This window comes from Marinilactibacillus sp. XAAS-LB27, from assembly GCF_036039175.1.
Taxonomy (GTDB): Bacteria; Bacillota; Bacilli; order Lactobacillales; family Carnobacteriaceae_A; genus Marinilactibacillus.
On sequence record NZ_JAYXKP010000001.1, the window covers coordinates 314,075 to 327,855 of the forward strand.

The following is a 13,781-nucleotide window of genomic DNA, read 5'->3' on the forward strand; positions in this document are numbered from 1 at the left end:
TGTAAAATGGCACATTTAGAAGAAGTAGAAGGTATTGTCATATCCGTTAGAAAACACCGAGAAAGAGATTATTTGGTTAAGTTATTCACTGACCGTTACGGTAAAATGATGTTTTTCGTTAGAGGCACTAAAAATCCTAATAATAAGCTGAAGCGAGCGATTCAACCTTTTTCTCATGGAACATATATTGCTGATATAAGAGATCAGGGATTAAGTTTTTTGAGAGATGCCAAAGACATTGCCCCTTATTCTCAAGTTCAGCTTGATATCTTTAAGAATGCTTATGCAACTTATGCTTGCGGATTAGCGGATGCAGCACTAGAAGACAGAGTTCCAGACTTTAATCTTTTTAGTCAATTAAAAGATGGCCTAGCCTTGATGGATGAGCTGGAAGAACCAGAAATCATTTTAAATATTTTTGAAATCAGATTCCTTAGATATTTCGGGGTAATGCCTGAATTAAGAGGCTGTGTAATCTGCGGAAAGACTGAAGGGGCCTTTGACTACTCTAGTAAGTATAATGGGCTGTTGTGTCCTGAGCATTATCATGAAGATGAGAGAAGATATCACGCGAGTCCAAAAGCCATTCATTTTATCCGATTGTTTTCAGTTATCTCGTTCGACAAAATCGGCACAATTTCAATGTCCGAACAAACAAAGAAAGATATTCGTTATGTAATCGACAAGCTCTACGAAGAACTAGTCGGATTGAAGCTTAAAAGTAAACGATTCATCGATCACATGCATGAATGGGACGGTGTATTGAAAAGACCAGAATAACCCAGACAGGAGGATTAGTTGGTTTCAAATATTTCTATATTATTTCTATTTTTAATGGCAAGTGTACTCATTATCATACAAGTTAAACAAAGCAAAGAAGTTTTAGTTAGAGTGAGACACACAATTCTTGATCGTTTTTTTCTCGCAGCGATCTCTTTATCTTTAGTTGGTTTTTTCGTTTATCAATTTAATGAATTTATTGTCTTAGTAACAGCTTTCTTAATGGCTACCGCCATGAACCTATCACCCTACGTATCAGGATTAACGGAAGATGGTATACGAGTTGTTCATCGTGGAAATATTAGTAAGAAGTATTCTTTTGATCAAACAAGCGAATGGGTACTTTATCAACAAAAGAAAAAATTAAAGTGTCGTTTTAATTTAAAGTCAAAAAATCAGAATTTTGAAGAAGTCGAGTATTTATTTTTTGATAAAAAACAAGAAAAGGAAATTCTAAATTTCCTTGAAAATAAAGGCTTCTTCGTTAGAATGGAAACAGAAAGTTAAGAACAACCTTTATAGAAAATATCGTTTGATATTCAATAAATAATAAATCTAATTGAAAATGAACAAATAATTGTGTAAGATAAACAAATAAGTAAATAATCACGATGATGGAAATAGTAAGAATAGTCAATTTCTTAAGCGACCTTGGGACAGTGTGAGCCAAGTGAGATGACATTCCCAAAGGCATCCGGAGTGATCCAATAAAGCGCTAGTATGATTTTATGCTAGAAGTAGGGTGGAACCGCGAGAGAACTCGTCCCTATACTGATTGTAGAACTGTCAGTATAGGGACGAGTTTTTTGTTTTTTAAAATAGATAAACAATTTAGTATTAAAAGGAGCACGAACTTATGAAAAAAGCACTAACGTTTCAAGAAATCATTTTAACCTTACAGAAATACTGGTCAGATCAAGGGTGTATGCTGATGCAAGCCTATGATACTGAAAAAGGGGCGGGTACGATGAGTCCTTATACGTTTTTAAGAGCCATTGGCCCTGAACCATGGAATGCGGCCTACGTTGAACCTTCAAGACGACCAGCAGATGGAAGGTACGGAGAAAACCCGAATCGTCTTTATCAACACCACCAGTTCCAAGTAGTTATGAAACCTTCACCAAATAATATCCAAGAATTGTATCTTAAAAGCCTAGAAATTTTAGGTATCAATCCTCTAGAGCATGATATTCGTTTTGTTGAAGATAACTGGGAAAATCCGTCTCTTGGCTGTGCAGGTCTTGGTTGGGAAGTTTGGCTTGATGGTATGGAAGTCACTCAATTCACGTACTTCCAACAAGTTGGTGGATTAGAAGTCGACGCTGTAACAAGTGAATTAACTTATGGACTAGAGCGTTTAGCCTCTTACATTCAAGATGTGGAAAGTGTTTACGATATTGAATGGGCACCCGGCGTTAAGTATGGCGAGATCTTCAAGCAACCGGAATATGAACAATCTGCCTATGCATTTGATTACAGTAATCAAGAGATGTTATTTAACCATTTCAAAGAATATGAAACAGAAGCACATGCCTTGATTGAAAAAGGTCTGGCTCATCCAGCATACGACTGTGTACTGAAATGTAGTCATACGTTTAATTTACTAGACGCTAGAGGCGCAGTATCTGCGACAGAACGTCCTGATTTCCTTAGACGTATTCGCAGAATGGCACACAGTATTGCACGTGCATTTGTTTCAGAACGAGCTAATCTAGGATTTCCATTACTGAATGAAGCTGAGAGCCCAGCTTGGATAGAACGCTATACTGAAAAGGAGGCAAAATAATATGCCACACACATTTTTACTAGAGCTTGGTTTAGAAGAAATGCCAGCGAAGGTAATCAAACCTTCTGTTGAACAATTAAAAAACAAAGTCCAGGCTTACCTTGAAGAAGCAAACTTGGATTTCAAAGAGATCAGAACGTTTTCTACTCCAAGAAGACTGACAATCAAAATAGCAGACTTGGCTGAAATGCAGCCTGACGACAAACAGCTTGTTAAAGGACCTGCCAAAAAGATTGCTCAAGACGCTGAAGGAAACTGGTCTAAAGCCGCAATCGGGTTCACTCGTGGTCAAGGCGCTTCAACAGATGACATTGTATTCAAAGAAGTGAAAGGCGTCGAATATATCTACGTAGAAAAATTCACTAAAGGAAAGACTGCGGCAGAAATTTTAGCGGATTTACCAAATACGATTACTTCTTTAACGTTCCCTGTGAGCATGAAGTGGAATACGCACACGTATAAATTCATTCGACCGTTACACTGGTTAGTGGCGTTGTTAGATCAGGACATACTACCGATGACTGTTTTCGGTATTGAAGCGGATCGCACAACTAAAGGACATCGTTTTCTAGGAGAAGCCGTCACACTTGAAAGTGCCGAGGCCTACGAAGCGACGCTTGAAAACCAGTTTGTTATTGTGGACAGAAATAAACGTCAGTCAATGATTGAGAAACAAATCACTGATCTATGTACTGAAAATGGCTGGAAAGTCCCTTTAAATAATATCGAATTATTAGATGAAGTAACTGACTTGGTGGAATACCCAACAGCTTTCTCCGGCTCTTTTAACGAAGAGTATCTGAATGTTCCTGAAGTGGCTTTAGAAGTTTCAATGGCGGACCATCAAAGATATTTCCCAGTTCGTAAAGAAGACGAAACACAAGCTTTTCTTCCGAACTTCATCGGTATTCGCAATGGATCAGCTGATCACATAGAAACAGTGGTTAGAGGAAACGAGAAAGTACTAGATGCAAGACTAGCAGACGCTAAATTCTTTTATGAAGAAGATCAGAAGCTTTCAATCGAATCATTCGTAGAGAAACTAAAACGCGTTTCTTTCCATGAGAAACTTGGTTCTATGTACGATAAACAAAAACGTGTATCTTTGATTGCACAAATTTTATCTGAACAATTCGATTTGTCTCCAGATGAAAAAGCGGCTTTGAAACGAGCTGGAGAATTCTTTAAATTCGACCTTGTTTCAAGTACAGTAATCGAGTTCACAAAACTTCAAGGCCAAATTGGTGCTATTCTAGCTAAAGAAAAGGGAGAGTCTGATTTGGTATGCGCCGCGGTAGCTGAGCAGTACCTTCCAACTTCAGCTACTGGAGATGTGCCGTCTTCAAAAGTAGGTACCGTCTTGTCTTTAGCTGATAAACTAGACACGCTTATGATGTTCTTCGCTATTGGACAAATTCCTTCCGGATCAAACGATCCATTTGCACTTCGACGTCAAGCGATGGGGATAGTGAAAATGATTGAACAGTCTTCACGTCATTTTTCAATTGCTGCAGTGATGTCCCAAATTGAAGAACAGTTACCACTGAATGTAGAATTAAAAGCCGGTATCGCTCAGAATCAAGCTACTTTAATCCAATTCCTTAAAGACCGAATCGATCAATTGATGCAGACGAGTCCAACTGAGCAGTCAGAAATCGCACATGATATTAGACAATCAGTATTGAACGCGAAACAATCTGATATTGTCCTTTTAATGGACACAGCTTCTGTTTTAAATCATAAAAAAGAAGATTCAGATTATAAATCTGTTATTGAGTCTCTTAACCGAGTATCTAATCTTGCTCAAAAAGCCGATTCGAACGGTAGAGTTTCCGAAACTTTATTCGAAAGTGATTCCGAATCAGCCTTATATACAAAAGTAATGGAGACCACTGATCAATTCAAAGAGTCTAAAAGAGCAGAGGACCGTTATGAGGCCCTTAAGTCTTTAAGTACATCCATTGATGCCTTTTTTGAAGAAAATATGGTCATGGCAGATAACGAAAGTGTTAAACAAAATCGACTATCTTTATTGAAAATGATCAATGATTTGTCCATCACTTTTGCAGACACTACACAATTACTCATCAAATAAGTTGATTCTAACAGTGTAGATCAAGTTGATCTAGAAGCTTGGTCTACCTAATGTTAGACTTTAGGATATATAGAAGAATACTGGGGGCATCTATTTAGTGTTTAAAAAATTTTTCAGCTATTATAAACCGTACAAATGGTTATTCACATTAGACTTTTCTTCAGCGATTATCGTAGCCGTTCTCGAATTAGCTTTTCCGATTATCGTTCAAAGAGTCATTGATACAATTTTACCGACGGAAGAGTGGCCGACTATCGTTTGGGTCTCTATAGGATTATTATCTATTTACGTTATGAATACATTTTTGCAATTTATTGTAACGTATTACGGTCATCGACTAGGAACAAATATTGAAACCGATATGCGCCAAGATCTTTACAAGCATATTCAAAAGCAATCTTTTAAATATTTTGATAACAGAGAAACTGGAAAATTGATTACTAGACTAACTTCTGATCTATTTGAAATTGCTGAGCTTGCTCATCATGGTCCTGAAGATATTTTCATCACCATTTTCACGTTACTTGGTGCCTTTGGACTTATGTTAACGGTACATGTACGCTTAGCAATCATGACTTTCTTGCTCGTGCCGCTCATTGCCGTAGCTGTCATATTCTTTAATAAAAAAATGACCAACGTAAATAATCGTATCTATGATGATTTAGCTGGCTTTAGTGCAGGGATTTCAGCATCAGTCGGTGGTATTAGAGTCGTACAAGCTTTTGCAAATGAGGATTTCGAAGATCAGCGATTTAAAGTTTTAAATGAAACGTATAAAAAGTCTAAATATCTATTCTATAAAATGATGGGACTGAGTAGTTCCTACAATTATCTCTTGATGCGCTTAATCACTTTGTTCGCCATGTTCTTTGGTGCTTACTATACGATACAAGGAGAACTTTCCTATGGGGACTTTGTCGCATTCATATTGTTTGCCAACGTGCTTGTGCGTCCGATTGAAAGAGTCAATATCATGATTGAAAGTTATCCAAAAGGTATTGCTGGATTCAAAAGACTTCAAGATGAGCTGGCTAGAGAACCGGAGATCCAAAATTCTCCTAATGCAGTCGCAGTAGATTCTTTGATAGGAAATATAGACTATACAGATGTAACTTTTAGTTATGAAGAAAATAGTCCAATTCTTGATAAAGTCAATCTATCCATAAAATCAGGCGAAACGGTCGCTTTCGTTGGCCCAAGTGGGGCAGGAAAGACAACTATTTGTAATTTACTTCCAAGATTCTATGAAATTGATTCTGGAAGTATTGAAGTAGATGGCCATAATATTCATGATCTAACCGTCCAATCTCTTAGAGAACAAATTGGTGTTGTTCAACAGGATGTCTTCTTATTCCCTGGCTCAATCAAAGATAATATACTTTACGGGGATTTAACTGCAAATGATGAACAAGTTAGAACGGCCGTCAAACTCGCAAACTTAGAAGAAGTGGTTGCTTCACTTCCAAATGGTTTGAATACAGTTATTGGTGAACGAGGCGTCAAGTTATCTGGAGGACAGAAACAGCGTCTTTCAATCGCTAGAATGTTTCTTAAGAATCCACCTATACTAATTTTAGACGAAGCCACTTCAGCACTAGATACCGAGACTGAACAAGCGATTCAAGAAGCGCTAGATTCTCTTTCAGAAGGACGTACTACGTTGATTATTGCCCATAGACTGGCAACAATCAAAAATGCAGATCGCATTGTAGTCGTTACAACGAAAGGAATTGAAGAAGAGGGTTCTCATGAACAATTGATAGCACTAAATGGAGCTTATAAACGTCTCTATGATGCTCAGTTTGCTGAGTAAATAAAATGATCATAATTTATAATGAAAAAGCACTTGTTATGAGTGCTTTTTTTTGTATAAACTATACTTGTGATTTTATTTGGAATACGTTCACTAAAAGGAGGATTAGATGGAAGCAGAAACAAGAAGAGAGCAGATTATATCTATGCTTTCTGAATCAAATCATCCAGTCGTAGCAAGAGTGTTGGCTGAAAGATTTGGAGTCAGTAGACAAGTCATTGTTGGAGATATTGCACTTTTAAGAGCTGAAGGTCAGGAGATTCTCTCAACACCTAAAGGTTATATAAGAAGAGTTGAAACACATATTCATAAAAGAAGAATTGTTTGTCAGCACCACTACGAGAGAACGCAGGAAGAATTGTATACCATTGTTGATCATGGAGGACAAGTACTGGACGTTATCGTAGAACATCCTTTGTATGGTGAAATCATAGGCGGGCTCAATATATCTAGTAGAATGGATGTGGATGATTTTTTAAAGGCGATTGAGAAAAATGATACTTCTTTATTAGCTGAATTGACTCATGGTCTTCACACTCACACGATTTCGGCGAAAGATGAAGAAACGCTCGATAAAATAGCTGCAACTTTAGATGAAAAAAACTTACTTTACAAATAAACTATTGTAATTTCTCCTGAATACATTATACTTGATAGGTGTAAAGACACCTGTAAAGTTCGGGTGTAAAAAAGGAGTGTTCATGATTAAAAAGACAAATACATTAAAATTAACTGTTAGCGCGTTACTGACCGCAATCGCTATTGTGATTCCCATGGTCATGCCCGTTAGAATATTGATTGAACCGGCTTCATTTACGTTAGCCAGTCACGTCCCTATATTCTTAGCAATGTTTTTCTCTCCAGGAATTGCTGTCGCAGTATCCATTGGTTCTGCGGTTGGCTTTTTATTAGCTAGTTTTCCTATTGTGATTGTGTTGAGAGCTTTGAGTCATGTCGTTTTTGCCTATATTGGAGCTAAGATATTGTATAACCGTAGAGAAGAGATTCTGAGTTCTCCCGCTAAGAGTACAGCATTTTCTTTTGGAATAGGGATTTTACACGGTGGAGCCGAGATGCTAATCGTTTCATTATTCTTTTTTGGGATTTTTCCAGGGACAGCTTACACTGAAGGATTTTTCTACGTCGTATTTTTATTAGTGGGTGTTGGAACGATTGTCCATAGTATGGTTGATTTCCTACTAGCTCAATTTATTTGGAAATCGATGGGTGACCGAGTACTTAACTTATCTAAAAAAATACAAAAATAACCAAATAAACATTAATCAGTTAATAATTTAATAAATATGTGTTATTGGGCAAATTCTTTTCTATATAGAGGGAATTTGCTTTTTTAGTCATCTGTGATATACTATTGGTTGATTAAAATAGGCTAAATGTGTTTAGCACTTTGAATAAATTATATGTGCATTTGAATAACTTGTGAAGGGAGGTCACCGTTTATGGTCCGTATTCCAGAGGAAACGATTACTCAGATTAGAGAAGAGTCTGATATCGTCGATGTTGTTTCACAGTATGTTCAATTAAAAAAATCTGGGCAGAATCATTTTGCCCACTGTCCTTTCCATGATGATAAAACGCCCTCATTTTCAGTAAACGAAAAGAAACAAATCTTTCACTGCTTCAGTTGTGGCAGAGGTGGAAATGTCTTTTCTTTTATACAGGAAATAGAAGGTGTGTCTTTTCCAGAAGCCGTCATAAAATCTGCAGAGATTGCTGAGATTCATATTGATGAGCAAATTATAGAACAGGCACATCAGTCTAGGCCAAGCGGAGATAGTCGCTATGGTAAACTCCTTGCAATCTACGAAAAGACTCAGGAATTTTATCACCATGTTCTTATGAACACTCAAGTTGGGGAAGCAGCTTATAATTACTTGATTGACCGAGGGATGGAAAAGGAAACCATAGAAGAATTCAAGCTAGGGTTTTCTCCTCCTCAAAGAAATGCTTTAAAACTGTATCTAGACAATCAAGAAGAGTTGGAGCATGCTCTTTTTCCACAAACGGGTTTATTTTCTGACCGAGATGATGGTCAGCTCTTAGATCGGTTTTCTGGCAGAATCCTGTTTCCCATTAGAGATGACAAAGGAAACACGGTTGCTTTCTCAGGTAGGATATTTGAAGATCCTACCAAGGAGAACACTACTGAAAAACCTTTTCATTCAGCTAAGTACGTCAACAGTCCTGAAACGGAAATTTTTAATAAGAGACGCGTTTTATTTAATTATGATAAAGCGAGAGCGAGTATAAGGCGAGAAAGTGAAGTGTATCTTTTTGAAGGTTTTATGGACGTTATTTCTTCCTGGCAGGCAGGAGTAAAAAATGGAATAGCTTCTATGGGAACGAGTTTGACAAACGAACAGATTCAGCTAATGGATCGAGTAACAGATAAAGTGGTCATTGCTTACGATGGTGATCAAGCAGGTCTTGATGCTACGAAAAGAGCTACTGAGTATTTTTTGGAACAGACACATTTTGATATAGATATTGCGAGTTTTCCCGAGAAACTGGATCCTGATGATTACATTAGCTCCAGAGGAAAAGAAGCTTACAAAGAGTTTTTACTACACGGGCGAGATACGTTTATGAGTTTCCTGATGAAATACTTCCGGTCAGGAATCAATTTAAAAAACGAAAGCGAACGGTTATCTTATATTGAAAAAGTGTTAAAAGAAATGACTGTGGTCAATTCCCCCGTTGAAAGAGAACTTTATTTCAATCAGTTATCTAAAGAATTTAACGTATCTCAAGATACGTTAAAAGAACAATTCCAGCAATATTTAATGGAAACACAAAAATCTAGAACAAAAGAACTCAAGCAACAGCAAGTGGAGCGAAAAAGTGAATCAAGTTCGCTTCAAATCACACGACAGAACAAGGTAAAGAAAACGACTGTTGAACAAGCGGAAAAAATGCTGTTAAATAGACTTTTCTATCATGATGAGGTATGGTATACACTACAGGGACTTTCTTATGATTTTTCATTTCCGGATGAGCACTACCAAATCCTTTATCTCTTATATGAATCGTATTTCAAGGAGAAGGGTGAGCACAATGTAGAAGCCTTTTTGGATTTCATAAAAGATTCTGAACACAAAAAGAAAGCCACTGAAATTTTTTGGATGGACCTTGGGGAAGAACTTGTTCCAGGAGAAATTGAGGACTATATAGACGTTTTATCTAATCGATCACCCCTAGTCACAAAGCTTCAATTAAAGCGAGAAGAATTAAAAGAAGCTGAGCGCAGTGGTGACAAGCAAAAACAGACCTCTCTAACAATAGAAATTATCAATATCAATCGTCAGCTAAAAGCTGTAAAAGAAGCGTAAATCAGGAGGCACACCATTCTATGGCCAAAAAAAAGGAAGAACTTAAAGATCAATCAAACAAAACTTACGAAGCAGCTCTCAAAGCCGTTATCAAAGAAACAAAGAAAAAAATGGATCAAACCATTTCTTATGTTGAACTGACTGACAAACTGGCAGAACCTTTTGAACTTGAGAAAAATCAAATGGATGAATTGATTCAAAAAATTGAAGACGAAGGTATTGGCGTCGTCGACGAAGATGGTAATCCATTAGCTAAACAATTAGACAAAGAAGAAGAAATTGTCGAAGAAGCTAAAAAAGAAGAGATGATTGCGCCACCGGGGGTCAAAATCAATGATCCGGTCAGAATGTATCTTAAAGAAATTGGTAGAGTAGATCTTTTAAGTGCTAAAGAAGAGATTGCACTAGCTAAACGAATCGAAACAGGCGATATCATCGCTAAGCAAGAATTAGCAGAAGCCAACTTGCGTTTAGTTGTATCCATTGCGAAACGTTACGTTGGAAGAGGGATGAGTTTCCTTGATTTGATCCAAGAAGGTAACATGGGGCTAATGAAAGCTGTAGAAAAATTTGATTATGAAAAAGGGTTTAAATTCTCAACTTATGCTACATGGTGGATTCGTCAAGCTATAACCCGTGCGATTGCCGATCAAGCTAGAACAATCAGAATTCCTGTTCATATGGTTGAAACCATCAATAAATTGGTTCGTATCCAGCGTCAGTTACTTCAGGATCTTGGACGTGAACCGACTCCAGAGGAAATCGGAGCAGAGATGGATCTTCCTACTGAAAAAGTAAGAGATATCCTAAAAATCTCTCAAGAACCAGTTTCTCTTGAAACACCAATCGGTGAAGAAGATGATTCTCATCTAGGTGATTTTATTGAAGATAATGAAGCTACAAGTCCTTCAGATAACGCTGCATATGAATTGCTGAAAAGTGAATTGGAAGATGTACTAGATACATTAACTGATCGTGAAGAAAATGTATTGCGATTAAGATTTGGTCTAGATGATGGTCGTCAAAGAACGCTTGAAGATGTCGGTAAAGTATTTGGTGTAACCAGAGAACGTATCAGACAGATCGAAGCTAAGGCTTTAAGAAAATTACGTCACCCGAGTCGTTCGAAACAATTGAAAGACTTTTTAGAATAATCTGAAAATTTGATGAGATAGAAGCTGCTGTTTTAGCGGTTTCTGTCTTTTTTTCATGCATTTCTCGTTAAATGGACGTTTGTTTTTGTATTACGCTGTAGAATTTGGTATAATACTTATGTTAATGCATAGAAATATCATAAGTTAATTACTTATAATATAATTTGGAAGGTGAACTTAAATGAAAATTACAGCTACTAAACGTACTGAAACAGGTACATCAGCATCAAAGAAAGCAAGAAATGAAGGTAAAGTACCAGCAGCGATTTACGGTAAAGACGTAGATACAGTTTCTGTATTGCTTAACCAGAAAGAATTAGAAGATACTCTTCGTCAAGTTGGATCAAACGGAGTTTTTGAAGTAGACGTTGAAGGCGAAACTTACCAAGTATTCGTTAAAGAACAAAAGTCTGCAGCAATCAAACCAATCTTGTTCCACGTTGACTTACTTGCGTTCACTAAAGGACAAAAAGTTACTATGTCAATCCCTGTATACATTACTGGTGAAGAATCAATTGACGAAGGTTACGTTTCTCAATCTATCTCTGAATTAGAAGTTGATGTAGCTCCTGCTAAAGCACCTTCTGAGTACACTGTAGATGTTTCTAAAATGACTATCGGTGACAGCGTTTCTGCTGGCGATATCGAGTTGGATTCTGAAACTACATTATTAACTGACGCTGACTCAACAGTTGTTTCTATCTCAGCTCCAGATGCAGTTGAAGAAGAAACTACTGAAACTTCAGACGAAATGCCTGAACCAGAAGTTATCGGTGAATCTAAAGAAGATTCTGAATAATTTTCAGAAAAAAGACTCTGAATAACCTGTGAGTGGTCAATTGACCCTCGCGGGTTTTCTTTTTTAAAATCGATTTTGAAACTTACATAAATGACTGTACTTTAGAGTATAAGAAATTAGAAGAGGTGCCCGATGGAATCTGTACAATTATCAAAAAGACTAGAACGTGTAGCTTCTTATATACCAGAGAATGCGAGGTTAGCAGATATTGGTTCTGATCATGCCTATCTTCCTTGTGCATTAGTGCAGCGCGAAGCAATCTCGTTTGCTGTTGCTGGAGAGGTTGTTAAAGGGCCTTTTGAAAAAGCATTGAATGAAGTGAAACTAAGAAATCTTGAAGATCAAATTGAGGTTAGATTTGGAGATGGAGTAGAAGTTATTCAATTAGACGATCAGATTACAGCCATTTCTATCTGTGGAATGGGCGGCGCTCTAATCAGAGATATTTTGGATAGAGGTCTGTCTCAGAAAAAACTTAGTAGAACAGAAACTTTAGTTCTTCAACCAAACGTCGGTGAAAAAACCTTACGCACATTTTTAATGAATCAAAGTTACAAAATCGTAGCTGAAGAAATCGTAGAAGAAAATGACAAGATTTACGAGATTATTGTTGCTGAACCAAGCTCTGAAAGTGTCACGTACACCGACCATGAATTAACCTTTGGTCCTTTTCAGTTATCAAATAAAACAGATGTATTTAAGAAAAAGTGGCTTCAAGAGTTAGATAAGCTTCACTATATTCTTGCACAACTAAACAAATCAGCCCAACCAGATGCAGATAAAAAATCTAAAATAAACAAAGAAATTACTATCATAGAGGAGACGATTCAGTGAAAGAGGTTCAAGTCCAAGATATCATACATGAGATGGAACGATTTGCACCGCCTCACCTAGCGGAAAACTGGGATCCAATCGGACTATCGTTTGGTTCAAAAGAAACGACTGTCAAGAAAGTGCTTATTGCGCTAGACGTAGATGCGCACACCATTAAAGAAGCTGAAAGTCATGAAGTTGACCTTATTTTGACGCATCATCCCGCTATCTTTAAATCTTTGAAAACTTTGAATGATGAAGATAGTCGTCGAAAAGAATTTATTCAATTAATTCAGTCTGATATCGCGGTGTACTCTGCTCATACAAATATAGATGCCGCTGAATACGGAATGAATGAGTGGCTTGCGGATGCTTTGAATTTTCCTAAAGAAAGAGAGATTGTTTCTGAAGTATATGAGGCAGCTTATAAAAAAATCGCAGTATTCGTTCCTAAAGATTCATCTGAAACGGTTCGACAAGCTATGCATGCTGCAGGTGCAGGCGAAGTGGGAGCCTACAAAGATGTTTCTTATGATATAGCTGGAACAGGTCATTTCACACCCCAGGAAGGAGCAGAACCAAATAGAGGCGAGATCAATCAGCAGAAGTCTGTCGATGAAGTCAGGATTGAAATGATGTTTCCAGAAGATAAAACGTCAGCTATCTTACAGTCTCTTGTTCAAGCACATCCTTATGAAGAACCTGTTTTTGATTTGTATACGATTGAAAACCAAAAACAAACATTTGGTTACGGTAGGATTGGAACAATGAACCAGACGACTGAAGAAATGATTTCATCAGTAAAATCTGCTTTTAATGTTGATCACTTAAGATATAGTAGCTATGATCTCTCAAGAAAACATAAAAAAGTCGCTATATTTGGTGGTTCTGGAGAAGACTACTATAAAGAAGCTCAAAGAAAAGGTGTCACTTTATTCATTACTGGAGATGTCTCTTACCATGGAGCGCAAGATATGTTAAGAGATGGAATGGATGTCATTGACCCTGGACATTTTATTGAATCGATTTTTATTTCAAAAATGTCTGAAGTACTCAATACATGGAAAGATTCGTTAGAGTGGGATCTGGAAATTATTGAAGTGTCTTCTCAAAAAGATGTTTTTGATTTCAAATAATTGAAAGTATTTAAACTCGAAATAGTGTAAAATAGATCCTATAATCAATCTGGAG

The 13,781-nt window shown here is 37.1% G+C and carries 12 protein-coding genes; all 12 read left to right on the forward strand.

Annotation, left to right across the window (positions count from 1 at the left end; translation table 11 throughout):
• Positions 1 to 6 precede the first annotated feature (6 nt).
• The gene (gene recO / locus VXN63_RS01445) at positions 7 to 780 is read left to right on the forward strand and encodes a DNA repair protein RecO (protein WP_327756193.1); all 774 of its coding nucleotides are present in this window, start codon (positions 7 to 9) and stop codon (positions 778 to 780) included.
• A gap of 18 nt (positions 781 to 798) precedes the next feature.
• A complete protein-coding gene (locus VXN63_RS01450) occupies positions 799 to 1,287 on the forward strand; it encodes a hypothetical protein (RefSeq protein WP_327756194.1) in 489 nt (162 codons plus the stop codon).
• A gap of 349 nt (positions 1,288 to 1,636) precedes the next feature.
• A complete protein-coding gene (gene glyQ, locus VXN63_RS01455) occupies positions 1,637 to 2,566 on the forward strand; it encodes a glycine--tRNA ligase subunit alpha (RefSeq protein WP_327756195.1) in 930 nt (309 codons plus the stop codon).
• Between the two features lies 1 nt (position 2,567).
• Entirely contained in the window at positions 2,568 to 4,661 is a 2,094-nt protein-coding gene (gene glyS, locus VXN63_RS01460) for a glycine--tRNA ligase subunit beta (RefSeq protein WP_327756196.1), read from the forward strand.
• Between the two features lie 97 nt (positions 4,662 to 4,758).
• Positions 4,759 to 6,474, forward strand: a complete 1,716-nt coding sequence (locus VXN63_RS01465; RefSeq protein WP_327756197.1) for an ABC transporter ATP-binding protein — start codon at positions 4,759 to 4,761, stop codon at positions 6,472 to 6,474.
• Positions 6,475 to 6,583: 109 nt separating this feature from the next.
• Positions 6,584 to 7,093 carry a transcription repressor NadR gene (locus VXN63_RS01470; protein WP_327756198.1) on the forward strand — a complete coding sequence of 170 codons (510 nt, stop codon included), beginning with the start codon at positions 6,584 to 6,586 and terminating at the stop codon, positions 7,091 to 7,093.
• 82 nt (positions 7,094 to 7,175) lie between these two features.
• Complete coding sequence (locus tag VXN63_RS01475; protein WP_327756199.1) at positions 7,176 to 7,742, forward strand: hypothetical protein; 567 nt, start codon at positions 7,176 to 7,178, stop codon at positions 7,740 to 7,742.
• 192 nt (positions 7,743 to 7,934) lie between these two features.
• Positions 7,935 to 9,824, forward strand: a complete 1,890-nt coding sequence (gene dnaG / locus VXN63_RS01480; protein ID WP_327756200.1) for a DNA primase — start codon at positions 7,935 to 7,937, stop codon at positions 9,822 to 9,824.
• 20 nt (positions 9,825 to 9,844) lie between these two features.
• On the forward strand, positions 9,845 to 10,978 hold the full coding sequence (gene rpoD / locus VXN63_RS01485) for an RNA polymerase sigma factor RpoD (RefSeq protein ID WP_327756201.1): 1,134 nt from the start codon (positions 9,845 to 9,847) through the stop codon (positions 10,976 to 10,978).
• A gap of 181 nt (positions 10,979 to 11,159) precedes the next feature.
• Positions 11,160 to 11,777, forward strand: coding sequence for a 50S ribosomal protein L25 (locus VXN63_RS01490; protein WP_327756202.1), 618 nt, complete (start codon positions 11,160 to 11,162; stop codon positions 11,775 to 11,777).
• Positions 11,778 to 11,909: 132 nt separating this feature from the next.
• Positions 11,910 to 12,611, forward strand: a complete 702-nt coding sequence (locus VXN63_RS01495; RefSeq protein ID WP_327756203.1) for a tRNA (adenine(22)-N(1))-methyltransferase — start codon at positions 11,910 to 11,912, stop codon at positions 12,609 to 12,611.
• On the forward strand, positions 12,608 to 13,726 hold the full coding sequence (locus tag VXN63_RS01500) for a Nif3-like dinuclear metal center hexameric protein (RefSeq protein ID WP_327756204.1): 1,119 nt from the start codon (positions 12,608 to 12,610) through the stop codon (positions 13,724 to 13,726). Before VXN63_RS01495 ends, VXN63_RS01500 begins: the two co-directional genes overlap by 4 nt.
• Positions 13,727 to 13,781 lie beyond the last annotated feature (55 nt).